Origin of the sequence: Microbacterium thalli, assembly GCF_028737325.1 — a bacterium.
In the GTDB taxonomy this organism is placed as follows: domain Bacteria; phylum Actinomycetota; class Actinomycetes; order Actinomycetales; family Microbacteriaceae; genus Microbacterium; species Microbacterium thalli.
In genome coordinates this window covers 297,164-319,467 of record NZ_JAQZCH010000001.1, presented here as the reverse complement: position 1 = coordinate 319,467, position 22,304 = coordinate 297,164, and the positions used below count along the sequence as shown (strand labels likewise).

Here is a 22,304-nt window from a genome sequence, read left to right as displayed (position 1 = left end):
TTCATCGGGGCCGCCGGGTGTGCAGCTTGGCGATGACGGCGATCGACACGGCCACGACGACGCCGATCGCGAGCGGCGACATGTCCTTCGACAGGCTCTCGGCGCCGCCGGGGCGCAGCAGCCAGACGGCGAGCGGCGTCGCGTATGCGATCGCGAGCGCGGCGATCCACCAGCGCATGGAGCGCATCCGCGGGTCGCGCAGCGTCGCGACGATCAGGACGACGACGGGCACCGCGGCCAGCAGCGCGAACTCGCCGAGGACGAGGATCGGCACCGCCCAGGCGGAGATGAAGGCGGACATCGGGGCGCGGCGCGGTGCAGCGGCACCGCGGGCGGTGGGGCGGATGGTCTCGGACATGGCGGTTCCTCTTTCGCGTTGTTCGGCGTCGCGTCGTGGTGTGGCGTTTCGTGGGGGTCGGGATGCGGTTCAGCTCTTGCGAGCGAACCCGGTGACGATCGCGGCGACGATCGCGACGGCGGCGCTGCCGGCGAAGAGCCAGGCGAAGCCACCCGTCATCGCCTCGGGAACGGGAACACCCGCGGCGAGCAGCTCGTCGGTACGCAGTGCCGCCACCGTGCCCAGCACGGCCAGGCCGAGCGCGCCGCCGATCTGCTGACTCGTGTTCACGAGGCCGCCGGCCAGGCCCGACTCGCCGCCGTCGACCCCATCGACCGACAACTGGGTGGCGGTGACGAATGCTCCGCCCATTCCGACGCCGATGACGATGCTCGGACCGAGGATGTCGGCGACGAAGGCGGCATCCGCGGGCGCGAGCGACAGCCATAGCAGGCCGCCGGCCAGGACGACGAGCGAGCCGATGAGGGTCGAGCGGGCGCCGAGACGGGCGATGGCGGCGGGGACGAGTCCCGCGACGATCACGAGAGCACCGGCGAGCGGCAGTTGCGTGAGGCCGGTCGTGAGCGCGTCGTAGCCGAGCACGGACTGCATGTAGACCGACAGCGCGAAGAAGAGCGCGACCATGGCGGCGCCGCCCAGCAGCATGACGATGTTGCCGACGGTCAGGTTGCGGTTGCGGAAGACCCCCAGCGGCACGAGCGGCTGGGCGGTGCGCCGTTCGATCATCACGAACGCCGTGCCGAGGACGACCGCGACCGCCGCGAGTCCGAGCGTCAGCGGATGCACCAGCCCGACCTGTTCGATCGCGCTGAGCGCGCCGACGGCCGCCACCAGGGCGCCGGTGATGGTTGCGGCGCCCGGAACGTCGAGCTTGCCGTGCGCCCCGGCGGCATCCCGGGTGATGAGGAGCGGGATGGCGACGAGGACGATGACGCCGATCGGGACGTTGACGAAGAACACCGATTGCCATCCGAGGGCCGCCGTCAGGATGCCGCCGAGCAGCACCCCCGCCGCCGAGCCGATGCCGGCGACACCGCCCCAGACGCCGAGCGCCCGAGTCCGGTCGCGGCTCTCGGGGAAGAGGTGAGTGAGGAGGGCGAGGGCGGCGGGAGCGAGCAGTGCGGCCGAGGCGCCCTGCAGTGCGCGGGCGGCGAGCAGCATCTCACTCGTGACCGACAGTCCCGCGAGCGCCGAGGTGGCGACGAACCCGGCGGAGCCGATCAGGAAGATTCGGCGGTGGCCGTACCGGTCGGCGAGGCGACCGCCGAGCAGCAGAAGTCCGCCGAAGGCGAGGACGTACGCGGTGACGACCCACGCCAGGGCGGCGGTGTCCATGCCGAGCTGCCGGCCGAGGACCGGCAGAGCGATGTTGACGATCGACGCGTCGAGCACGACGAGGAACTGCGCGAGAGCGAGCACGCTGAGCGCGAGCCAGCGCCGGGTGCTGCGCGGTGCTGCGCCGTGTGAGACGGGCGGCCGGTCGATGGTGGTCATGATTCTCCTTCGGTTAGGAGTGAGCACTCACTCACTCGTTCGGGCATGCGTCGGCGGTGCCGACGCGAAGCTCACTCGGGGTGGCGGATGCCGTGCGACAGGATCCGGGCCCAGCTGGCCGGGGCCTCTTCGACGCGCGCCGTCACCAGCAGGTGGCACAGCTGGCCGTACGCGATGAACCGCTGCACGTCGTCGTCGGGCGCGCCCGAGCGCTCCTTGGCGAACTCCGTGACGCGCGCGAGACCGGACCGCAGCGCCTCGCCGATCTCGGGGATGTCGGCGGCCGACTGCGCGTGGACCTGCAGCATCAGCAGGGCCCGGTCGCTGATGAGGCCGGCGTAGGCGGCGCCCATCGCGTCGAGCACGGCATCCGGCGCCGGTGATTCGGCCGCATCCGCGCCATCGGACAGGGCCTGCAGGATCTGGACGAAGCACTCCTCGAGGGCCGCGACGAAGACGCTCTCCTTCCGGGGGAACAGCTTGAAGACGTACGCGGGCGAGATCTTCGCCTCGCGGGCGACGTCGGCGACCGTCGCGCCGTGATAGCCGCCGCGGGCGAACTCGCGCAGCGCCGCCTTCGCGACGATCGGGCGGCGGATGTCGGCGGTGGAGAGGATCGAGCTGCGGGGGGACACGGGAGTGACTGTACACTCACTCACCGGCTCGGTGCAACGCGCCGAAGAGGCGCGTCACAGGCCGCATGCCGCGACGCACGCGCTCGCGCTGGCGGGCGATCAGGCCTACGACGATCACGACGGCGATGAGGAGCGAGGGAAGCAGCCAGAACGAGCCCGCGGTGCTGGTTGTGGCCGTCGAGGGCGATCCCGTGTCGCTCTCGGCCTCGGCGAGCCGGGACAGCGCGAGGTCGAGCCTTCGGGTCCAGGCCTTGCTCATCGGTCGCACGCGCTCCTCCGTCCCTCCGTCGATCCATGCTCCCCGCGGCGCGCCCCGGCGCACCGTCGCCGGCGGCGGAATGCGTGCGAGCGGCGTAGACACCCGTGCTGCGGACGTTCCCGTACGTGCTGCGCGCGCTGTCGAACGTGCGAGCCTCCGGGGGCACGAGCGCCCGGCGGGGGCCGGGCTCCGCGCCTCGTCCTGGCGCCCGCGACGGCGCAGCCCCGCTAGCGTGAGCATGTGCCCCGAGCCCGTGCCTTCGACGAGGACGCCGCCCTGGACGCCGCGATCGAGTTGTTCTGGGTGCGCGGCTACCGAGCGGCGTCGGTGAGCGAGCTGTCCACGGCGACGGGCGTCGCCAACGGCAGCCTGTACCAGGCGTGGGGCAGCAAGTGGGAGCTCTTCCTCGCGGCCTTCCGCCGCTATTGCGCCCGGCGCCTCGAGCTGGTCCGCTCAGCGGTCGACGGGCGGACCGGGGATGTCCGCGCCACGGCGACCGGGTTCCTCGACGCCATCGTCGCGGACTGCGACAGTCACCCCGATCGGCGCGGCTGCCTGATGATCAACACGATGTCCGAGCTCGGCTCATCGGCCGAGGTGGCGCAGATCAGCAACGAGACGGTGTCGCACATGGACCGCGCGGTCGCCGATGGCCTCGCCCGGGCCAGCGGCCTTCAGGCGCGGCATCCGGAGGTGGTGTCGTCCGCGGCGCACCTGGTGGCGGTGTCGCAGGCGGTCATCCAGTTCTCGCGCATCGGGCGGGATGAGGCCGAGATCCGAGCCGTCACCGGACACGCTGCGACGATGGTCGCCCGCAGCCTCGACGCCGCCGCCTGAGAGCGGTTCCACCTCCGCCGTCGAAGCGGTAGCTTTCTGGAGTGACCACTCCACTATCGGCGGCGGTGCCCCCGCACCTGGCGCTTCTGGGCGGGTACCTGCGGGCGCGGCGGAACATCATCCAGCCCGAGGATGTCGGGCTCGAGCGATTGCCCGGCCGCCGTGTTCCGGGACTGCGTCGCGACGAGGTCGCCGCGCTCGCCGGCATCAGCGCCGAGTACTACCTGCGACTGGAGCAGGGCCGCGGCGCCCGCCCCTCCGATCAGGTGCTCGGCGCCATCGGCCGCGTCTTCGGGCTCGACGCCGAAGCCCGGGCGTACATGCATCGCCTCGCGAGCGGCATGCCGTCGGCCCCGCCCATCGCTCCGGGTGCGGCGGGGGAGCAGATCGCGCGCGTGCTCGCGCAGTGGACGCACACGCCCGCGTACATGTCGGACGCCCACCGCGACATCGTCGCGGCCAACCCGCTGGCCACGGTGTTCGGCGGTGGCGGCCTGGCCGCGGGCAACAACCAGATCGCGAGCCTGTTCTCGGACGAGAACAAGACGGCGATCGTCGAGTGGGAGGAGATGGCGCGGGCGGCGGTCGCCACCTTGCGCCGCGACGCCCACTCCGCGTCGCCCCGCCTGGCGCAGCTGGTCGCGCAGCTGTCACTCGACCCCGACTTCGCGCGGATGTGGGCGCGCCACGACGTCTCGGAACGCGAGGACGCCCGCTTCCACATCGCGGTCGAGGGCATCGGCGTCCTCGAGGTCGAGGGGCAGAACTTCGGCGTCCGCAGCCTGCCCGGCTACCAGCTCACCGTGCTCTCGGGGGCGCCGGGCAGTGTCACCGAAACGGTGTTCGGCCGTCTCGCGGCATCGCTCGCGCTGGGTGGTACAACGCGGGCCTCTCAGGGGGCCGGACCTTCTCTCTAGCGTCGGAGGTACGCCGGAACCGGCGCCCCCCCGACACAGAAGGACGTCGCATGCCCTACATCACCACCGCCGATGGCACCCAGATCTACTACACCGACCTCGGCGAGGGACGCCCCGTCATCCTCAGCCACGGCTGGCCGCTGAGCTCGGACGCGTGGCAGGTCGAGCTGAAGCTCCTGGCCGACAACGGCTACCGCGCGATCGCCCACGACCGCCGCGGCCACGGCCGGTCGTCGCAGCCGTGGAACGGCAACGACATGGACACGTACGCCGCCGACCTCGCCGCGCTCGTCGACGCCCTCGAGCTCGACGACCTCTCGCTCATCGGCCACTCCACCGGCGGCGGCGAGGTCGTGCGCTTCGCGGCCCAGCACGGCAACGGCCGGGTGCGCAAGGTGATCACGGCCGGCGCGGTGCCCCCCGTGATGGTTCAGTCGGCGTCGAACCCCGAGGGGACGCCGATCGAGGTGTTCGACGGCATCCGCGCGGGCGTGCTGGCCGACCGATCGCAGTTCTACCTCGACCTCACCGAGACGTTCTTCGGCGCGAACCGTCCCGGCGCGCAGGTGTCGCAGGGAGCGAAGTACGACTTCTGGCGCCAGGGCATGCTCGTGGGGCTCAAGGGCGCCTACGACTGCATCGCGGCGTTCTCCGAGACCGACTTCACCGAGGACCTGCGCGCCCTCGACGTGCCGATCCTCATCGCGCACGGCGACGACGACCAGATCGTCCCGATCGCCGCTGCAGCTGAGAAGAGCATCGAGCTCGTCAGCAAGGGCACGCTCAAGGTCTACGCGGGCGCTCCGCACGGTATCTACGGTGACTACCAGCGCGAGCTCGGACAGGACATCCTGGCGTTCCTCGCCGAGTGACGCCCGCGTCGTGATGGCCGTGTCGTGATGGCCGAACCGCCCGGGGGAACGAGTGCTCCTCCGGGCGGTTCCGTGTCCGGCGGCCCGATCAGCGGCCGGCGCCGACCCGTGCCGGCCGCGCGACCCACACCGTGCACAGCATCCACGTGACGCTCGCGGCGAGCACCGCCGCGAGCACCATATGCACCCCGACGGCCAGCGGCGGCAGGCCGTTGCGCGCCTGGAACAGTCCGACGGCGATCTGGCCGGCCTCGATCGACAACAGGGTGACGGCCGCACGCCGAGCCGGATGCCGCAGCATCACGGTCACCGCCACGAGGAGAACGGTCAGGCCGAGCAGCAGGTAGCTCGGGGTGGCATGCAGGTGCTGCAGCACCGTCGCGTCGAACCCGCTGCGGCCCGCGGCCGCGTCGCCCGAGTGCGGGCCCGCGCCCGTCGTCAGGACGCCGAGCACGGTCGTGATGCCTGCGAGCGCGGCGATGGCGACCGCGAGGGGGCGCAGCAGCCGCGAGGCTCGGCCGCCCGGCGGCGACGCGCCGCCGCTCGGGCCCAGCCGGAAGAGGAACACCGTGCACACGCAGACCAGCAGCGTCGAGATCACGTGATGGACGCCGACGACGAACGGGTTCAAACCTGTGAGCACCGTGATCCCGCCGATGAGCGCCTGCAGCAGGATGCCGCCGGCGACCACGACGCCGAGGTCGAACAGATCGGGCCGGTCGCGTCGCCAGCGGATGACGGCGAGCACCACGGCGACCGCGATGATGCCGAGCACGCCCGTCAGCGTGCGGTTGGCGAACTCGATGACGCCGTGGATACCCATCTCGGGCGTACTGACCAGCGACTCGGGGGTGCACAGCGGCCAGGTCGGACACCCCAGGCCCGACCCCGTGAGCCGGACGGCGCCGCCGGTCCCGATGATCAGGATGTTCGCCACGAGCGAGGCCCACGAGAACCCGCGCAGCATCCGAGTCGGGCCCGTGGGCAGACGGTGCCACAGGCGGTGCGCCCGCGCCCGCACGCCCGTGCCGGTGGCCGTCGCCGACCCCCTCATGCGCGGGTGAAGAAGTCGAGGATCGCGGCGGAGACCTTCGCGCGCGCGTCGGCGTCCGAGACGTCGGCGTCTCTATCGCCCGGCTGCGGGCCGTAGTCGCCGAACTGCGCGTGGTTGACGCCTTCGAGCTCGACGTACGCGGTCTGCGCCGGCATCAGCTCGCGCGAGGCGTCGGCTGCGTCGCGCTTGAGGAGGCCGTCGCGCGAGCCGGTGACCGAGATCGCCGAGAGGTCGTCGCGGTCGCTGAGGTCGCCCAGCGAGCAGTAGGACCCGAGCAGCACGAGGCCGGTGACGTCATCCCGTTCGGCGTAGGTGCAGGCGCGGACGCCGCCCTGACTGTGCCCGCCGACCGCCCAGGTCGTCACGTCGGGCGCGGCCGCCGTGAAGGTCGAGAAGTCGCGCCACTCGAGAATCGCCATGTTGAGGATGGGGCGGACGATGACGACGGTGAGCCCCTCGGCGACCGCTGCGCGGAACGTCGGCACGTAGGCCTCGGGGTCGACCTTCGCACCGGCGAGGAACACGAGGCCCTGGTCCTGGAGGGCGGGGTCGGGGGCGCCGGTGGGCTCCATGACGACGAGGTCGCCGTCCACGCGGATCGCGATGCGGTCGTCGGCGTGCGCTGCGGCGCGTCCGGCTTCGGTCGCGGCGAAAGTGATGTTCGTCCACACGAGGAACGCGATGACGGCGGCGGCGATGAGTCCCAGCAGGCTGATGCCCGCGATGCGGATCGAGCGCACCGTGCGCGAGCGGCGGCGGCGGGTGTCGCGCGTCACCGTGCCAGTCTCGGCGGGCGTGGTCTCGCCGGGTGTGGTTGCGGCGGTGTCGGGGGCGGCGGTGTCGGGGGCGGCGGGGTCGGTCATGCCGAAGATGCTACGGCAGCCGTATTAGTTTTCGCCGTACGATGGAGCCATGCCCGAGCCCGACCGTTCCGATGGGGCGCTCGGCGATGCCGTCCGCGGCCTGCAGGACGCCATGCACGGGGCGACGATCGCGATCGCGCGGGCCATGGGGCTCAACGCCACCGACGCGAGCGCGCTCGAGCACATCTCGTACGCGCAGGGGAAGATCGGCCCCACCGAGCTCGGCGCGCGCCTGGGCATCTCAGCCTCTTCGGCGACCGAGGTGGTGCAGCGCCTCGTCGACTCGGGCCACCTCGAACGCCACCGGGACGAGCGGGACCGCCGGCGCTACGTCCTGGTTCCCACGGGTGCCGCGAGGGATGAGGTCCGCACGCACCTCATCCCGCTGCGGCAGCGTCTGGACGAGCTCGAAGCATCGTTCCCCGCTGCCGAGCGAGCGGCGATCGCTTCCTACCTCCGTGGCGCCGCGGACGTGTTCCGCGACGCCACTCGGGGTGCACCGGAGCGCTGACGGTCCGGTCGCGGGTCAGTCGTCCGTCTCGGTCGCGAGCACGGTGCCGTCGGTGTCGAGGGTGACCTCGATCACGCCGCGGTCGGCGGTCGCGATCGATACCTCGAAGGGCGAGCGGGCGTCATCGTCGGCGTCGATCGAGACGATACGTCCGTCTGCCTGCGCCAGTGCCGCCTCCGCCAGCATGCGCAGCGTCGCCGCGTCCAGCACGTTCTGAGGGCCGGCCGCGTCGGTGCCTGTCGCCGCGGTGTCGGCCGCCTCGGTCGAGCGCACCGTCGCCGCGCCGTCCGCCGTCACCGTCACCTCGGCCTCGCCGCGGTCGGCACCGATCACCGTGACGTCCCAGGTGCCGTCGCGCTCGGCGTCGATCGCGACGACCTCACCGGGTGCGGCAGCGAGCGCGGCGTCCACGATCCGCACGAGGTCGTCGGCCGACGCTGCCCCCAGATCCTCGGGGAGTGCGCCGACGGATGCCGCGCCGCGGTCGCCCTCGGTCGAGACGACGCTCGTCGCACGATCGTCGTCGTCGTCATCGTCGGCGATCGCCGCGCCGACCGCGACTCCGCCTCCGGCCAGGAGCGCGGCGGCGACGACGGCAGCGCCGGCGACGAGCGCGGTACGTCCGCGGCGACGCGGCTTCGGGCCGGTCGTCGGCGTGGCGTCGGGCGTCGTCGTCGGCGCCGGCGAGGAGGCGGTCGGCACGGTCTCCGGCGCGCCGGAGGTCGCGCCCTCGGGGGAGGACGGGGGAGTCGAGGCGGTGGTGTCGTTGTCGTTCATGACTCGATGCTCTCGACGAGCCGCTGAAGCACGCCTGAAGCGTCCTGAAGCCGTCTTCAGGTTCGCGGCGCGGCGAGCCCCGAGGCTTCCTCGCCGGCAGGGAGGGTGACGGTGAAACGCGCGCCGCCGAGCGGCGAGTCCGACACCGCGACCGACCCGCCTCCGGCCCCGACGATGCCTCGCACGATGGCCAGGCCGAGGCCGCTGCCGCCGGCATCCCGTGTGCGCGCCTCGTCGAGCCGCACGAACCGCTCGAAGACGCGGTCGCGCTCGCCGACCGGCACCCCCGACCCGTCGTCGTCGACATGCAGGACGCCCCACGGGCCATCGCTGCTCACCGCGGTGCTGATGCGGACTCGCGAGCGGGCGTGGCGTGCGGCGTTGTCGGCGAGGTTGCGCACGAGCCGGGCCAGCATCGCCGCGTCGCCGGTGACGCGCGCAGCGGTGATGCCGGACCCGTCGACCGTGAGCGGCTCGGACTCTCCCGAACCCCCGGCACGCAGGCGTGACACCTCGGCCAGGGCGAGGTCGTCCAGGTCGACGCTCGTGCGTCGCTGCGGAGCGCGCTCGTCGAGGCGGGCCAGCAGCAGCAGCGCGTCGACGAGCTCCTGCATCCGCACACCCTCCGCGACGACGACCTCGGCGAGGTCGTCGAGCGACGTCGCGTCGGGGTGCGCGCGCGCCAGCTCGCCGTGCTGGCGGATCGTCGCGAGGGGGGAACGCAGCTCGTGCGAGGCGTCCGAGACGAAACGCCGCTGCGCCGTCGCCGCCGCATCGAGGCGGTCCAGCATCCGGTTCATGGTGATCGCGAGCGCGGCGATCTCGTCGTGGGTCGGTGGCTCGGCGATGCGGCGGTCGAGGCGGTCGCCCGTGATGTCGTCGACGTCGGCCCGGATCCGCGCGACGGGCCGCAACGCCCCTCCCACGACCCACCAGGTCACCGCGGCGACCAGCAGCACGACGGCGCCGGTCGACACCGCGAGCAGGAGGGCGACGGTGCCGAGTGTCTCGGTGTCGTCCTCGAGGGGCACGGCCAGCACGAGCTCGCGCCCGTCGTCGAGCTCCTCGCGCACGATCAGCACCGGCTCGTCGTCGTTCCGGGCGGTGTCTCCCGAGTCCCCGGCCGGCAGCGGCGCGCCCTCGGTCTCGGGCGACGCGGCGGTGACGGTGGTTCCGGCTCGCAACTCGACCAGCTCGTCGTCGAGGTCCTCGAGCACACGCGGACCCTCCGCCTCGACGCGGGCCGCGATCTGCTCGGCGCGAGCCTCGGCAGTGCGCTCGGTCGCGACGCGGATGCTCCCGGCCAGCACGGCGTGGAAGGCGAGCGAGCCCAAGATCATCACGACCGCGACGGCGGCCGTGGCGACGACCGTGATGCGCGTGCGGAGCGACCACGACCGGATGTCGCGCCCCCGCCGCATCCGATCAGCCACCGTCCGCCGCCAGACGGTAGCCCGCGCCGCGGACCGTCTCGATGGCCTCGCGCCCGAAGGGGCGGTCGACCTTGCGGCGCAGGTGGCCGACGTACACCTCGACGATGTTCGGGTCGCCGTCGAAGTCGTCGTCCCACACGCCGGCGATGAGGTCACGCTTGGAGACGACCTGACCGCGGTGCCGGATGAGGTGCTGCAGCACCGCGAACTCGCGGGAGGTCAACTCGACCTCGGCCTCACCGCGCCAGACGCGACGCGACCCGGGGTCGAGGCGCAGGTCGCCCGCCTCGAGGACCACGGGACGCGCCACTCCGCCGCGGCGGATGAGGGCCCGCAGCCTTGCGACGAGCACGGGGTACGAGAAGGGTTTGGTGACGTAGTCGTCGGCGCCGGATTCGAGCGCCTCGACCTGATCCCATTCGCCGTCCTTCGCGGTCAGCATGAGGACGGGGGTCCAGTTCTCCTCCGCGCGCAGCGCCTCGCAGACCTTCCAGCCGCTCATGCCCGGCATCATGAGGTCGAGCACGATCGCGTCGTACCGCGTCTCGCGGGCGCGCCACAGCCCGTCGACACCGGTGTGCGCGACGTCGACGGCGAAGCCCTCGGCTTCGAGCCCGCGGCGAACGCCATCCGCGAGGCGCACCTCGTCGTCGACCACCAGTACTCGCATCGAACCCAGTGTGGCCGGTCGATGCTGAAGCGGGCCTGAAGCGGGCCTGAAACGGGCGCGGACGGAGGCCGAGCGTGGTGTCGACGGACGCCGCGCCGGGGCGCGACTTGTGACGGGTGCACCGCGGATCGCGGCATCCGTTGTCGACCTCATGCAGAACCGGTCATACCGGGCGCGTTAGCGTGGGAGGGTGACCGACGAAGCAGAACACGATCCCGCTCTCGTCCGCGTCCTCGCGGCCGACGGCACACTCGACCCGTCGCCGGAGGCCGAACGCTACCTGCCCCTCATCGAGGCGCTGCCCGACTCCGAGCTCGAGACGTTTTACCGCGACATGGTCACGGTGCGGGCGTTCGACCGTCAGGCCACCAACCTGCAGCGTCAGGGCCAGCTCGCGCTGTGGCCGCCGTCCTTCGGCCAGGAGGCGGCGCAGGTCGGCTCGGCGCGCGCGGCGCGCCCGCAGGACCACCTCTTCCCGTCGTACCGCGAGCACGTCGTGTGCACGATCCGCGGTGTCGATCCGATCGACATCATCCGGCTCATGCGCGGGCTCACCCACGGCGGGTGGGACCCGACCGACCCGAAGAACGGCAACACCCACATCTACACGCTCGTCCTGGGCTCGCAGACGCTGCACGCCACGGGGTACGGCATGGGCATGGTCTTCGACGGGCGCACCGGCTCGGGCGACCCCGAGCGCGACGCCGCGGTCATCGTCTACTACGGCGACGGCGCCTCGAGCCAGGGCGACGTGCACGAGGCGATGGTCTTCGCCACGAGCTACAACACCCCCCAGGTGTTCTTCCTGCAGAACAACCACTGGGCGATCTCGGTGCCCGTCTCGACGCAGTCCAAGGTGCCGCTCGTGCGCCGCGGCGCCGGCTACGGCATGCCGTCAGTCCGCGTCGACGGCAACGACGTGCTCGCCAGCTACGCCGTCACCAAGCTCGCGCTCGACGAGGCGCGCTCGGGTGAGGGCCCTCGCGCGATCGAGGCGCTGACCTACCGCATGGGCGCGCACACGACGAGCGACGACCCCACGAAGTACCGCACGAGCGACGAAGAGGCCTTCTGGGCGCAGCGCGACCCGATCGCGCGGATGCGCGGCTACCTCGAGGGTCGCGGCGCGGCGGCATCCTTCTTCGACGACGTGGATGCCGCTGCCGCGGCGTACGCCGACGACGTCCGCGTCCGCACCAACGCGCTCGTCGCACCCGAGCCCGACAGCATGTTCGCGCATGTCTACAACGAGCAGCATCCGCTCGTCGATCAGCAGCGGCAGTGGCTCGCCGACTACGAGGCATCCTTCGAGGGAGGACGCGCATGAGCGTCGAGACGCTGCCGTTCAGCAAGGCGCTCAACGCGGGCATGCGCCGCGCGATGCAGGACGACGACCACGTCCTGCTCATGGGTGAGGACATCGGCCGCCTGGGCGGCGTGTTCCGCGTCACCGAGGGGCTGCAGGCCGAATTCGGCGACCGCCGCGTGCTCGACACACCGCTGGCCGAGTCGGGCATCGTCGGCACCGCGATCGGCCTCGCGATGGCGGGCTTCCGCCCCGTGTGCGAGATCCAGTTCGACGGCTTCGTCTTCCCCGCCTTCGACCAGATCACCACGCAGCTGGCGAAGCTGACCAACCGGCACGACGGACGGATGTCGTTCCCCGTCGTCATCCGCATCCCCTACGGCGGCCACATCGGCGCCGTCGAGCACCACCAGGAGAGCCCCGAGGCGTACTTCACCCACACGCCGGGCCTGCGGGTCGTCTCGCCGTCCACGCCGAACGACGCGTACTGGATGATCCAGGACGCCATCGCTTCGCCCGACCCGGTGATCTTCCTCGAGCCCAAGTCGCGGTACTGGCCGAAGGGCGAGGTCGACCTGGCCGCCCGGGCGCTGCCGCTGCACGCGTCGCGCGTCGTGCGCCGCGGCACCGACGTCACGCTCGTCGGCCACGGCGCCATGGTCACCGTGCTGCTGCAGGCCGCTGCGCTCGCCGAGAGCGAGGGCATCTCGTGCGAGGTCGTCGACCTGCGCTCGCTCTCGCCTGTGGACTACGGTCCGATCGTCGAGTCGGTGCGGCGCACCGGCCGCATGGTCTACGGCCAGGAGGCGCCCGGCTTCACGTCGCTCGGCTCCGAGATCGCCGCGACCGTGACCGAGCAGGCCTTCTTCTCGCTCGAAGCCCCCGTCCTGCGGGTGTCGGGCTTCGACGTACCGTTCCCCGCCGCGAAGCTCGAGGGCTCGTACCTGCCCGACGCCGACCGCATCCTCGAGGCCGTCGATCGCGCCCTCGCCTACTGACCATCCGACGCGCCTGCGAGAGGATCCCCTCATGAGCACCCAGACCTTCCACCTGCCGGACGTCGGCGAAGGCCTCACCGAGGCCGAGATCGTGCAGTGGCGCGTCGCGGCCGGCGACGAGGTCGCGGTCAACGACGTCCTCGTCGAGATCGAGACGGCGAAGTCGCTCGTCGAGCTTCCCTCGCCCTTCTCGGGCACGGTCGGCGAGCTGCTCGTCGACGAGGGCACGACGGTCGAGGTCGGCGCCGCGATCATCACGATCGCCGCCGGGGCCCCCGCCGCTCCCGCCGCCGCTCCCGCCGCCGCGCCCGCCGCTGCGCCCGCCGCGGCTCCTGCTGCCCCCGCTGCTCCGGCTGCCGCCGCTCCGGCCGCGCCGGAGGAGAGCGGGTCCGTGCTCGTCGGCTACGGCGGGGCGGGCCAGGTGCAGTCGCGCCGGCGCAAGCCCGCCGAGGCGCCCGCGCGTGCGGCCGTCGGCGTCGTGGCCAAGCCCCCCATCCGCAAGCTCGCGCGCGACCTGGGGGTCGACCTGGCCTCGGTCACGCCGACGGGCTCGGCCGGTGAGGTGACGCGTGAGGATGTCGTGAACCACGCGTCACAGGCATCCGTGTTCCGCAACCTGCAGACCCCGGAGCGTCCCGAGGTGCGCGAGCAGCGCATCCCCGTGCCGCCGGCCGTCGTCACGGGCGAGCCCGCCGACGACCGCGAAGAGACGATCCCCGTCAAGGGCGTGCGCAAGGTCACCGCCAAGCACATGGTCGACTCGGCCCACACGGCGCCGCACGTGTCGGTGTGGACCGACGTCGACGCGACGCGCACGATGGAGCTCGTCAAGCGGATGAAGGCGTCGCCCGACTTCGCCGACATCAAGGTCTCGCCGCTGCTGATCGTCGCCCGCGCGGTGGTCTGGGCCGTCCGCCGCACCCCGATGGTGAACGCCGCCTGGGTCGAGACCGAGGCTGGCGCCGAGATCCGCGTGCGTCACTACGTCAACCTCGGGATCGCCGCCGCGACCCCGCGCGGCCTGCTCGTGCCGAATATCAAGGACGCGCAGGACCTCAACATGCGCGGCCTCGCCCGCGCGCTCGAGAAGCTGACGCTCACCGCTCGCGAGGGCAAGACCTCGCCCGCCGACCAGCAGGGCGGCACGATCACGATCACCAACATCGGCGTGTTCGGGATGGATGCCGGCACCCCAATCATCAACCCGGGCGAGTCGGGCATCGTCGCGATGGGCACGATCCGGCAGAAGCCGTGGGTCGTCGACGGCGAGGTGCGCCCGCGCTACGTCACGACCGTGTCGGGGTCGTTCGACCACCGCGTCGTCGACGGCGACGGCATGAGCCGGTTCCTCGCCGACGTGGCATCCGTGCTCGAGGAGCCCGCGCTGCTGCTCGAGTGACGCCGGCCGACGCATGCGAGGCGTGCGGGGGGGTAGCCTCGGGCGCATGACTGCGCCTCGCGTCCCGGCTCCCGAGATCGACCCCGCGAACAAGCCGAAGGGGCCGGCGTCGTACTTCCCGAGCATCGAGAAGACATACGGCCTGCCGATCCAGCACTGGCTCGACATCGCGGCGGACCAGCTCGCCGAGGGCCGGTCGCACATGCAGGTCGTCGACGCGCTCAAGACCGAGCACGGCCTCGGCCACGGTCACGCGAACGCCGTCGTGGCGTATGTGAAGGCGAAGCTCGCGGGCTGACGCGCCGACGCCGGGACTAGCCGGCGAGCAGGTGCTCGATGAGGATCTGCGTGCCGATGCCGATGAGCACGACGCCGCCGATGATCTCGGCCGGCTTGCGCCAGCGGGTGCCCACGCGGTGACCGATGAGCACCGCGACGAACGACAGGGCGAAGGTGACGACGCCGATCGAGACGACGGCGACCCACACCGGCACCATGAGGAACGCGAACGAGACGCCCACCGCCAAGGCGTCGATGCTCGTCGCGAGGGCGAGCAGCACGATCTCGCGCGCCGAGATACCGGATGCCGCGCCCTCGGCGTCATCGTCGGGCCGGAAGGCCTCCCACAGCATCTTCACGCCGATCGCAGCGAGCAGGGCGAAGGCGATCCAGTGGTCGAACGGGGCGATCGCGTCGGCGAAGGTGCTGCCCAGCAGCCAGCCGATGAGCGGCATCACCGCCTGCGCCAGCCCGAACGCTCCCGCGATGAGCAGCGCGCCCCGCACGATGTGCGTGCGAAGCTGCACGCCCTTGCCCAGCGCCACCGCGAACGCGTCGGCCGAGACGCCGACGGCGAGGATGAACAGCGCCCACGGCGACATGGGTCCTCCTCGGGGCGATGAGATCGAGATGATCGGCGATCGGCCGGCGGTCTGACCGCGGGATGCGCCTCATCGAGCTTGCCAGTCGCCGGCAGCCGACGACCGCCGAAAGCCGCGATTGCCAGCATTTCGGGCGTGCGAATCGTTCGGCCCACCGAAACTCTCGGGCGCGTCCCTTCGTGCCTCCGCCATGTTGAGAGAACGATTATCACTAACGTATGATCGTCGGCATGACCCGTCGTCTTCTTCCTGCCGCCGCGCTCGTTGCCGCGGCATCCCTCACCCTCGCCGGCTGCGCCGGAACGGCCGCACCGGGTGCGAGCGGCTCGAGCGAGGGCGGCGACACGCTCAGCATCGTGGCGTCGACCAACGTGTACGGGTCGCTCGCGGCCGAGGTCGGCGGCGACGCCGTCGAGGTGACCGCGATCATCACGTCGCTCGCGCAGGACCCGCACTCGTACGAGGCGTCGGCGCGCGACCAGCTGACGGTGTCGGAGGCAGACCTCATCATCGAGAACGGCGGCGGGTACGACGCGTTCATCGAGGGTCTCATCGATGCGAGCGGCACGAAGGCTCCGGTGCTGACCGCCGTCGAGTACGCGCACGACTATCCCGGCGCCGACGGCCACGGTCACGACGACCACGCGGGCGAGGAGCACGCCGACGAGACTCCCGCCGCAGCCGACGCCACCCACGCGGGCGAGGAGCACGCCGACGAGCACGCCGAGGAGGACGGGCACGACCACGCGGGCCACGACCACATCGAGGGCTTCAACGAGCACGTCTGGTACGACCCGCACACCATCGCGCACCTGGTGGAAGACATCGCGCACGAGCTGGGCGAGCTCGACGCCGAGCGAGCGGAGACGTTCGAGACCAACGCCGCCGCGCTCATCGAGCGCATCGAGGGCCTGGAGACCTCGCTCGAGGCGATCTCGGCCGAGCACGCCGGCCAGAAGATCTTCGTGACCGAGCCGGTGCCGGTGTACCTCGCCGCTGCGGCCGGACTCGAGGACGCGACCCCCGCCGCCTTCAGCGAGGCGGTCGAAGAGGGGCAGGACGTTCCGCCCGCGACGCTGCTCGAGGCGCAGCAGACGCTGCGGTCGGGCGACGTGCGGCTCGTCATCGTCAACGCCCAGACCGGCGGCGCCGAGACGACCGAGATGACCCGGCTGGCCGACGAACTCGGCATCCCGGTGCTCGAGTTCTCCGAGCTGATGCCCGATGACGTCGACTACGTCGCGTGGATGCAGCAGAACATCGACGAGATGTCGGGAGCGCTCGCCGGCTGACGCCGCGCCGCCCGCTCAGCGGCCGCTACGGCCGCCGCTCACTCTTCGTCCGCCGTCGGGGCTGTGCCCTGGCGGCGGACAAGTGCGTTGAGGAGCGCCTGGCCCTCGTCGGCCGGCGCCTGCGCGGCGGAGACGTTCTCGCTCTCGACGGCGGCGACGATCTCGGCGCGCTGGATCCGCGTCTCGCGCGGCGCCTGGATGCCCAGCCGCACGCTGTCGCCCTTGACCTCGAGGACCGTCACCTCGATGTCGTCGCCGATGAGCACCCGCTCACCGACACGTCTCGTCAACACCAGCACTCGATCACCCTACTTTCCGCGCGCCCGCGCGTCGTCGTTCCACGCGAAGCGGGCGCCGTCGCGTCGCCCGGTCATGCGGGACTGATGACGGGCAAGTCGTCGACGGTGTCGCGGATGACGCCGACGGTGTCGATCGCGAGCCCGCCGGCCGTCGCTTCGGTGTACGACAGCACGGGCACCCCGTCGGTCTGCGACGAGATGAGCCGCCGCACCGCCGGCCGCAGCGACGGCGCACACACGAGCACCGGCTCGGCTCCGGCGCCGGCCGCTGTCAGCGCCGCCTTCGTCGACGAGATGACCGCCTCGAGCCGCCGCGGGTCGAGGGCGATGTGCATCCCCTCCTCGCTCGGGCGCATGGCCTCGAGCATCGCCTGCTCGAGCAGCGGATCGATCATGACGATGCGCAGCCGGCCCTGTTCCGCGAACCGCGTCGCGACGGCCGGTCCGAGGGCGGCGCGGGCGGCCTCGACGAGGACCTCGGGGTCGGTCGAGGTCTTCGCCCGCAGTGCGAGCGCCTCGTAGATGCGGGCCAGGTCGTTGATCGGGATGCGCTCGGCGAGCAGCCCCTGCAGTACGCGCTGCACCTCGGCGAGCGAGAGCAGCGCCGGGGTGAGCTCCTCGACGGCGGCGGGGCTGACCTGGCGCAGCGCCTCGGTGAGCTGCCGCACGTCCTCGCGGCTGAGCAGGCGCGCGGCGTGCGTCTGGATCACGCTGGAGAGGTGCGTGATGATCACGCTCGCGCGGTCGACGACGGTCGCTCCCGCCAGCTCGGCGCTGTGGCGCATCTCGAGCGGCACCCACTTGCCGTCGATCCCGAACACCGGGTCGGGCGACGATGCGCCGGGCAGGGCGTCGAGGCCCGCACCGAGGGCCAGCATCGACCCGCGCGGCGCCACCCCCCGTCCCGCCTCGATGCCGGCGACCCGGATGACGTAGGTGGCAGGCGGCAGCTCGATGCTGTCGCGCGTGCGCACGGGAGGCACGACGAGTCCGAGCTCCGCGGCGGTCTTGCGGCGCAGCGAGCGGACCCGCCCGAGCAGGTCGTCGGGACCGCCCGTGACGAGGTCGACGACGTCGGGGGCCAGCAGGATCTCGAGCGCGTGCACGCGCATGCGCTCGGCGAGCTCCTCCGGCGAGTCGGCGGCGCGGGCGTCGGGCACCGGGGCGTCCTCGGCCGACGCCGCCGGTGTGCGCGAGCCGACCCGCTGGGCGATGAGCAGCAGCGTCGCCCCGATCACGAGGAACGGCAGCATGGGCATGCCGGGGATGAACGACATGACGATCGCGGCGCCCCCGGCGATCGACAGCGCGTTGCGCGACTGCGTCAGCTGCGTCGCCGCCGCCGTCCCCATGTCGGATTCCGCGCCCGAGCGGGTGACGATCATGCCCGTCGCGACGGCCATGAGCAGGGCCGGGATCTGCGTGGTCAGGCCGTCGCCGATCGTCAGCAGCGCATACGTGTTCAGCGCCTCGCCGATCTCCATGCCGTGCGACATCATGCCGATCGCGACCCCGCCGACGAGGTTGATGATGATGATGACGAGGCCCGCGATCGCGTCGCCCTTGACAAACTTCGACGCGCCGTCCATCGCGCCGTAGAAGTCGGCCTCCGCGGCGATCTCGGCGCGCCGGCTGCGCGCCTCGGCATCCGTGATGAGTCCGGCGTTGAGGTCGGCGTCGATCGCCATCTGCTTGCCCGGCATCGCGTCGAGCGTGAAGCGGGCGCCCACCTCGGCGACGCGCTCGGCGCCCTTGGTGACCACGACGAACTGGATGACGATGAGGATCAGGAAGACGACGATGCCGATCACGAGCGAGCCGCCGACGGCGATCGCGGCGAACGCGTCGATGACCTGACCGGCGTGCGCTTCGCCGAGCACGAGCTTGGTCGAGGCGACGTTCAGGCCGAGCCGGAACAGCGTCGCCACGAGCAGCAGCGACGGGAAGACCGCGAAGTCGAGCGGCTTCTTCACGAACATCGACGTGAGCAGGATCAGCAGCGCGAACAGGATGTTGGCGATGATGAGCACGTCGAGAACCGGCGGTGGCACGGGGACGACGAGCAGCATGATGATGCCGACGACCCCGACGGGTACGAGCGACCTCTTGAGGATGTTCATCGGGGGTCCTTCCTCGGGGGAACGGTGTGGACGCCGCGGGCCACGCCGCGGCGCTTGAGCCCGTCGACGAAGACGAGCACGCGGGCGACGGCGGTGTAGAGCTCGCTCGGGATCGGCTGTCCGAGCTCGCACGCGGCATGAAGGGCACGGGCAAGCGGGATGTCGCGCACGAGCGGCACCCCCGCCTCGTGTGCGCGGTCGCGGATGCGCTCGGCGATGATGCCCTGGCCCTTCGCGACCACGCGCGGCGCGGACCTGCCGGGCTCGTAGCGCAGGGCTACGGCGACGTGGGTGGGGTTCACGAGCACGACATCGGCGTCGCCGACGGCGGCGATCATCCGGTTGCGGCTGATCGCCATCTGGCGGGCACGGCGCTGGCCCCGGACGTGCGGGTCGCCCTCGGTGCTCTTGTGCTCGTCGCGCGCTTCCTTCTTCGTCATGCGCGTGTGCTTGCGGTTGCGGCGCATGACGACCAGGACGTCGATGGCGGCGAGCACGATGCCGACCGCGACGGCGGTGATGAGCAGCGAGGTCACGACGGTCGACGCGATTTCGAGCAGCCGCGAGATGGGATGCGCTCCGCTCATCATCAGCACCGGCATGAGGCCCGCGACGACGAACCACAGGGCGAGTCCGATCGCCGCTGTCTTCATCAGCGCCTTCGCGCCCTCCCACAGCGCCTGCATCCCGAAGAGGCGCTTGATGCCGGCCACGACGTTGAACTGCTCGTACCGCGCCGGCACGCCGCGCAGGTGGATGCCGCCCTGGGCGACCGACCCGACGAGCGCGACCACCGCAACGGCAGCCAGCGCGACGCCGAGCATCGCCGGGATGCCGGCCAGCCCCGAGCCGAGCGCGGCGACGGCGTGGGCGGGGTCGGGGTTGCGGATGATGGCGGCGACCTCGACGAACTGCGCGCGACCCGCATCGGCGCCCGCCCCGATCATCATCGGCAGGAGCGCTGCGACCGTGCCGATCGCGAGCCACGCCGACAGGTCCTGGCTGCGGGTGATCTGGCCCTTGCGGCGGGCCTCGCGCAGCTTGCGCCGGGAGGCCTTCTCGGTCCGTTCACCGGTGTCGTCGCTCATCGTGCGCCCCCGATCAGGAGCCCGACGGCGTCGTCGGTGAGGGCGCCGACGACGCCGGGCAGGGCGAGGATGACCGTGCCGGCGAGCAGGAACGTGAGGATGATCTTCAGCGGGAAGCCGAGCGCGAAGGCGTTGAGCGCGGGCGCGACACGGCTGACGAGTCCGAGGGCGATGTCGGCGAGGAACAGCACGAGCAGCAGCGGGCCCGCGATCTGCACCGCCGCCACGAGCAGCTGCGACGCCGTGCCGATCATCAGCTCGGCCGGACGCGCGAGGTCGAGCACGCCGTCGACGGGGATGGCCGCAAAACTGCGCGCGAGCCCCGCCAGGATCAGCTGGTACCCGTTGGACGCGAACAACAGCACGAGGGCGATCATCTGGAACAGCCGCGTGAACTGCGCACCGTTGACGTTCATCTGCGGGTCGAACGCCTGCGCGAGCTGGAAGCCGCCGAAGACGTCGATCAGTCCGCCGGCGGACTGCACCGCGGTGAAGCACGCGAGCACGAGGAACCCGAGGATCGCGCCGGTCAGCACCTGCAGCGTGAGCGCGAGGAAGAAGGGCCCGGTGCCGAGGCTCTCGTACCCGGGAGCGACGGTTCCACTCAGCGCGAGGGCGACCCCGACGGCGACCATCGCCTTGATGCGCGCGGGGAAAGCGCCGTACGAGAACGGCGGGGCGATGAAGACGAAGGCGGTGGTGCGGACGGCGGCGAGACCGGTCGCCTCGATCCAGGCGAAGTCGAGGAGGATCTCCACGTCACCCGCCCGAGAGAAGGTGCGGGATGCGGTCGAACAGGGTCTGCGTGAAGGTGATCGATTCCGCGATCATCCAGTGCCCGCACACCACCAGCGCGATGGCGACGGCGATCGCCTTGGGCACGAACGAGAGCGTGACCTCCTGGATCTGCGTGATCGACTGCAGCAGCGAGATCGCGAAGCCGACCACGAGCGCCGTGATCAGCAGCGGCGCGGCGAGCTTCGCGGCGAGCACGACGCCCTGCATCCCGATGTCGAGGACCGCTTCGGGGTTCATCCGCCCGCTCCGTAGCTCTCCATGAGCGTGCGGAGGATGAGGCCCCAGCCGTCGACGAGGATGAACAGCAGGATCTTGAACGGCAGCGAGATCATCACCGGCGGCAGCATCATCATGCCCATCGACATCAGGGCCGCGGCGACGACGAGATCGATCACCAGGAACGGCACGAAGATGACGAAACCGATGATGAACGCGGCCCGCAGCTCGGAGATCATGAACGCCGGGATGAGCGTGATCATCGGCACGTTCGCCGGATCGTCCGGGTTCTCGGCGCCGGCGAAGCGGGTCATGAGCGCGAGGTCCTCTTCGCGCGTGAACTGGAGCATCCAGGCGCGCAACGGGTCGGAGCCCACCCCGACGGCGTCGGTGAAGGTCACCGAGCCGTCGACGTAGGGCTGCACGGCGACCGTGTTGATCTCGGTCAGCACCGGCCACATGATGAACAGCGTCAGGAAGAGCGACAGGCCCGCCAGCACCTGATTGGGCGGGATCGTCGGCAGCGACAGGGCGTTGCGGGTCATCGCCAGCACCACGAAGATCTTCGTGAACGACGACATCATCAGCAGCAGCGCCGGCGCCACTGACAGCAGCGTGATGCCGATGAGCGTCAGTACCGACGACGACGGGGTGCCGTCGATCCCGTTGATGTCGACCGAGATGCCCTCGCCCGGCGGGGGCGTCGAGGCGGCGACGAGCGCGAGCGCCTCGAGCACGCCGCCGGGGCTCACGCGCCCAGGGCGCGGCGCAGCACCTGGGCCGCGTCGCGGGCGGTCATCGTCGTCGGGCGCGAAGCCCGCTCCGCGCGCGCGACCGAGCGGCGCAGCGGCAGGGGCGGAGCGAGAGGCGCGGGGTCGGCGGCATCCGTCTGACGCGGGACGAGGACCGGGGCCGGGTGGGCCGCGGGCTCGGCTGCGGGGACGGTTCCGGGCGGAGGGTCGACGCGGTCGAGCATCGAGACGCCGGCCTCGGTGATGCCGAGCACGTAGCGCGCGCCGCCGATCTCGACGACCGCGACCTGCGCCTTCGGCCCGATACCGCGCTTGGCGACGACCGTGATGTCGTCGTCGGTGCGACGACGGGCCGGGGTGCGTCCGCGCGTCCGACCGCCGATGCCGGCGCCCGAGCCGCGAGCGAGGCGGCGCTGCAGCAGCCACACGATCGCGAGCACGGCGCCGAGCGAGACGACGACGCGCAGGGCGAGCA

General features: G+C 71.8%; 26 protein-coding genes. 9 read left to right on the top strand and 17 right to left on the bottom strand.

Annotated elements, in window-relative coordinates; all coding sequences use genetic code 11:
* Position 1: 1 nt before the first annotated feature.
* The 4 genes from PUW82_RS01695 to PUW82_RS01680 form a co-directional block, all read right to left on the bottom strand.
* Entirely contained in the window at positions 2–358 is a 357-nt protein-coding gene (locus PUW82_RS01695) for a hypothetical protein (RefSeq protein WP_274220612.1), read from the bottom strand.
* Between the two features lie 69 nt (positions 359–427).
* Positions 428–1,852, bottom strand: a complete 1,425-nt coding sequence (locus PUW82_RS01690) for an MFS transporter (protein ID WP_274220611.1) — start codon at positions 1,850–1,852, stop codon at positions 428–430.
* A gap of 71 nt (positions 1,853–1,923) precedes the next feature.
* Positions 1,924–2,487, bottom strand: a complete 564-nt coding sequence (locus PUW82_RS01685) for a TetR/AcrR family transcriptional regulator (protein WP_274220610.1) — start codon at positions 2,485–2,487, stop codon at positions 1,924–1,926.
* Positions 2,488–2,503: 16 nt separating this feature from the next.
* Positions 2,504–2,746 (bottom strand): hypothetical protein, encoded by a 243-nt coding sequence (locus PUW82_RS01680; protein ID WP_274220609.1) that lies wholly within the window; start codon positions 2,744–2,746, stop codon positions 2,504–2,506.
* 240 nt (positions 2,747–2,986) lie between these two features.
* Between PUW82_RS01680 and PUW82_RS01675 the strand changes: the two genes are divergently transcribed.
* The 3 genes from PUW82_RS01675 to PUW82_RS01665 are packed head-to-tail and all read left to right on the top strand — an operon-like array spanning position 2,987 to position 5,372.
* The gene (locus PUW82_RS01675; protein ID WP_274220608.1) at positions 2,987–3,583 is read left to right on the top strand and encodes a TetR/AcrR family transcriptional regulator; all 597 of its coding nucleotides are present in this window, start codon (positions 2,987–2,989) and stop codon (positions 3,581–3,583) included.
* A gap of 41 nt (positions 3,584–3,624) precedes the next feature.
* Positions 3,625–4,500: a helix-turn-helix domain-containing protein gene (locus PUW82_RS01670; protein ID WP_274220607.1), complete on the top strand. Its 876-nt coding sequence runs from the start codon at positions 3,625–3,627 to the stop codon at positions 4,498–4,500.
* A gap of 50 nt (positions 4,501–4,550) precedes the next feature.
* A complete protein-coding gene (locus tag PUW82_RS01665) occupies positions 4,551–5,372 on the top strand; it encodes an alpha/beta fold hydrolase (RefSeq protein WP_274220606.1) in 822 nt (273 codons plus the stop codon).
* 88 nt (positions 5,373–5,460) lie between these two features.
* On the opposite strand, the gene PUW82_RS01660 is transcribed toward PUW82_RS01665, so the two are convergent.
* Positions 5,461–6,426 carry a COX15/CtaA family protein gene (locus tag PUW82_RS01660; protein ID WP_274220605.1) on the bottom strand — a complete coding sequence of 322 codons (966 nt, stop codon included), beginning with the start codon at positions 6,424–6,426 and terminating at the stop codon, positions 5,461–5,463.
* Positions 6,423–7,289 (bottom strand): alpha/beta hydrolase, encoded by an 867-nt coding sequence (locus PUW82_RS01655; protein WP_274220604.1) that lies wholly within the window; start codon positions 7,287–7,289, stop codon positions 6,423–6,425. Before PUW82_RS01655 ends, PUW82_RS01660 begins: the two co-directional genes overlap by 4 nt.
* A gap of 49 nt (positions 7,290–7,338) precedes the next feature.
* Here PUW82_RS01655 and PUW82_RS01650 point away from each other — a divergent pair, with 49 nt between their 5' ends.
* Positions 7,339–7,800: a MarR family winged helix-turn-helix transcriptional regulator gene (locus PUW82_RS01650; protein WP_274220603.1), complete on the top strand. Its 462-nt coding sequence runs from the start codon at positions 7,339–7,341 to the stop codon at positions 7,798–7,800.
* 15 nt (positions 7,801–7,815) lie between these two features.
* On the opposite strand, the gene PUW82_RS01645 is transcribed toward PUW82_RS01650, so the two are convergent.
* The 3 genes from PUW82_RS01645 to PUW82_RS01635 are packed head-to-tail and all read right to left on the bottom strand — an operon-like array spanning position 7,816 to position 10,680.
* Positions 7,816–8,577 carry a hypothetical protein gene (locus PUW82_RS01645; protein WP_274220602.1) on the bottom strand — a complete coding sequence of 254 codons (762 nt, stop codon included), beginning with the start codon at positions 8,575–8,577 and terminating at the stop codon, positions 7,816–7,818.
* A gap of 56 nt (positions 8,578–8,633) precedes the next feature.
* The gene (locus PUW82_RS01640) at positions 8,634–10,010 is read right to left on the bottom strand and encodes a sensor histidine kinase (protein WP_274220601.1); all 1,377 of its coding nucleotides are present in this window, start codon (positions 10,008–10,010) and stop codon (positions 8,634–8,636) included.
* Positions 10,003–10,680 carry a response regulator transcription factor gene (locus PUW82_RS01635; protein ID WP_274220600.1) on the bottom strand — a complete coding sequence of 226 codons (678 nt, stop codon included), beginning with the start codon at positions 10,678–10,680 and terminating at the stop codon, positions 10,003–10,005. The genes PUW82_RS01640 and PUW82_RS01635 overlap by 8 nt, the downstream gene beginning before the upstream one ends.
* A gap of 190 nt (positions 10,681–10,870) precedes the next feature.
* Here PUW82_RS01635 and PUW82_RS01630 point away from each other — a divergent pair, with 190 nt between their 5' ends.
* From PUW82_RS01630 to PUW82_RS01615, 4 genes are read left to right on the top strand one after another with little or no spacing between them, the layout of a single operon-like run.
* Positions 10,871–12,007, top strand: a complete 1,137-nt coding sequence (locus PUW82_RS01630) for a thiamine pyrophosphate-dependent dehydrogenase E1 component subunit alpha (protein WP_274220599.1) — start codon at positions 10,871–10,873, stop codon at positions 12,005–12,007.
* Entirely contained in the window at positions 12,004–12,984 is a 981-nt protein-coding gene (locus PUW82_RS01625; RefSeq protein WP_210006507.1) for an alpha-ketoacid dehydrogenase subunit beta, read from the top strand. Before PUW82_RS01630 ends, PUW82_RS01625 begins: the two co-directional genes overlap by 4 nt.
* Before the next feature lie 31 nt (positions 12,985–13,015).
* A complete protein-coding gene (locus tag PUW82_RS01620) occupies positions 13,016–14,383 on the top strand; it encodes a dihydrolipoamide acetyltransferase family protein (protein ID WP_274220598.1) in 1,368 nt (455 codons plus the stop codon).
* Positions 14,384–14,429: 46 nt separating this feature from the next.
* Entirely contained in the window at positions 14,430–14,681 is a 252-nt protein-coding gene (locus PUW82_RS01615; RefSeq protein ID WP_274220597.1) for a DUF4287 domain-containing protein, read from the top strand.
* A gap of 16 nt (positions 14,682–14,697) precedes the next feature.
* On the opposite strand, the gene PUW82_RS01610 is transcribed toward PUW82_RS01615, so the two are convergent.
* The gene (locus PUW82_RS01610; protein ID WP_274220596.1) at positions 14,698–15,264 is read right to left on the bottom strand and encodes a manganese efflux pump MntP; all 567 of its coding nucleotides are present in this window, start codon (positions 15,262–15,264) and stop codon (positions 14,698–14,700) included.
* A gap of 230 nt (positions 15,265–15,494) precedes the next feature.
* On the opposite strand from PUW82_RS01610, the gene PUW82_RS01605 reads away from it, so the two are divergent.
* On the top strand, positions 15,495–16,556 hold the full coding sequence (locus PUW82_RS01605) for a metal ABC transporter solute-binding protein, Zn/Mn family (protein WP_274220595.1): 1,062 nt from the start codon (positions 15,495–15,497) through the stop codon (positions 16,554–16,556).
* 38 nt (positions 16,557–16,594) lie between these two features.
* Here PUW82_RS01605 and csrA read toward each other — a convergent pair whose 3' ends face one another.
* From csrA to PUW82_RS01570, 7 genes are all read right to left on the bottom strand, one after another.
* Positions 16,595–16,849 (bottom strand): carbon storage regulator CsrA, encoded by a 255-nt coding sequence (gene csrA, locus PUW82_RS01600; protein WP_420792705.1) that lies wholly within the window; start codon positions 16,847–16,849, stop codon positions 16,595–16,597.
* Positions 16,850–16,926: 77 nt separating this feature from the next.
* Complete coding sequence (locus tag PUW82_RS01595) at positions 16,927–18,975, bottom strand: flagellar biosynthesis protein FlhA (RefSeq protein ID WP_274220593.1); 2,049 nt, start codon at positions 18,973–18,975, stop codon at positions 16,927–16,929.
* Complete coding sequence (locus PUW82_RS01590; RefSeq protein ID WP_274220592.1) at positions 18,972–20,063, bottom strand: EscU/YscU/HrcU family type III secretion system export apparatus switch protein; 1,092 nt, start codon at positions 20,061–20,063, stop codon at positions 18,972–18,974. The genes PUW82_RS01595 and PUW82_RS01590 overlap by 4 nt, the downstream gene beginning before the upstream one ends.
* On the bottom strand, positions 20,060–20,821 hold the full coding sequence (locus PUW82_RS01585; protein WP_274220591.1) for a flagellar biosynthetic protein FliR: 762 nt from the start codon (positions 20,819–20,821) through the stop codon (positions 20,060–20,062). Before PUW82_RS01585 ends, PUW82_RS01590 begins: the two co-directional genes overlap by 4 nt.
* A gap of 1 nt (position 20,822) precedes the next feature.
* On the bottom strand, positions 20,823–21,098 hold the full coding sequence (gene fliQ, locus PUW82_RS01580; protein ID WP_274220590.1) for a flagellar biosynthesis protein FliQ: 276 nt from the start codon (positions 21,096–21,098) through the stop codon (positions 20,823–20,825).
* Entirely contained in the window at positions 21,095–21,829 is a 735-nt protein-coding gene (fliP, locus tag PUW82_RS01575) for a flagellar type III secretion system pore protein FliP (RefSeq protein ID WP_420792704.1), read from the bottom strand. The genes fliQ and fliP overlap by 4 nt, the downstream gene beginning before the upstream one ends.
* Positions 21,826–22,269, bottom strand: a complete 444-nt coding sequence (locus PUW82_RS01570) for a flagellar biosynthetic protein FliO (RefSeq protein WP_274220589.1) — start codon at positions 22,267–22,269, stop codon at positions 21,826–21,828. Before PUW82_RS01570 ends, fliP begins: the two co-directional genes overlap by 4 nt.
* Positions 22,270–22,304 lie beyond the last annotated feature (35 nt).

Coding starts and splice junctions, on each gene's coding strand:
- PUW82_RS01665 (WP_274220606.1), top strand. CDS start 4,551: ATGCCCTACATCACCACCGCCGATGGCACCCAGATCTACTACACCGAC.
- PUW82_RS01655 (WP_274220604.1), bottom strand. CDS start 7,289: ATGACCGACCCCGCCGCCCCCGACACCGCCGCCCCCGACACCGCCGCA.
- PUW82_RS01625 (WP_210006507.1), top strand. CDS start 12,004: ATGAGCGTCGAGACGCTGCCGTTCAGCAAGGCGCTCAACGCGGGCATG.
- PUW82_RS01690 (WP_274220611.1), bottom strand. CDS start 1,852: ATGACCACCATCGACCGGCCGCCCGTCTCACACGGCGCAGCACCGCGC.
- PUW82_RS01645 (WP_274220602.1), bottom strand. CDS start 8,577: ATGAACGACAACGACACCACCGCCTCGACTCCCCCGTCCTCCCCCGAG.
- PUW82_RS01660 (WP_274220605.1), bottom strand. CDS start 6,426: ATGAGGGGGTCGGCGACGGCCACCGGCACGGGCGTGCGGGCGCGGGCG.
- fliQ (WP_274220590.1), bottom strand. CDS start 21,098: ATGAACCCCGAAGCGGTCCTCGACATCGGGATGCAGGGCGTCGTGCTC.
- PUW82_RS01590 (WP_274220592.1), bottom strand. CDS start 20,063: ATGAGCGACGACACCGGTGAACGGACCGAGAAGGCCTCCCGGCGCAAG.
- PUW82_RS01610 (WP_274220596.1), bottom strand. CDS start 15,264: ATGTCGCCGTGGGCGCTGTTCATCCTCGCCGTCGGCGTCTCGGCCGAC.
- PUW82_RS01695 (WP_274220612.1), bottom strand. CDS start 358: ATGTCCGAGACCATCCGCCCCACCGCCCGCGGTGCCGCTGCACCGCGC.
- PUW82_RS01605 (WP_274220595.1), top strand. CDS start 15,495: ATGACCCGTCGTCTTCTTCCTGCCGCCGCGCTCGTTGCCGCGGCATCC.
- PUW82_RS01650 (WP_274220603.1), top strand. CDS start 7,339: ATGCCCGAGCCCGACCGTTCCGATGGGGCGCTCGGCGATGCCGTCCGC.
- PUW82_RS01620 (WP_274220598.1), top strand. CDS start 13,016: ATGAGCACCCAGACCTTCCACCTGCCGGACGTCGGCGAAGGCCTCACC.
- PUW82_RS01680 (WP_274220609.1), bottom strand. CDS start 2,746: ATGAGCAAGGCCTGGACCCGAAGGCTCGACCTCGCGCTGTCCCGGCTC.
- PUW82_RS01595 (WP_274220593.1), bottom strand. CDS start 18,975: ATGAACATCCTCAAGAGGTCGCTCGTACCCGTCGGGGTCGTCGGCATC.
- PUW82_RS01635 (WP_274220600.1), bottom strand. CDS start 10,680: ATGCGAGTACTGGTGGTCGACGACGAGGTGCGCCTCGCGGATGGCGTT.
- PUW82_RS01615 (WP_274220597.1), top strand. CDS start 14,430: ATGACTGCGCCTCGCGTCCCGGCTCCCGAGATCGACCCCGCGAACAAG.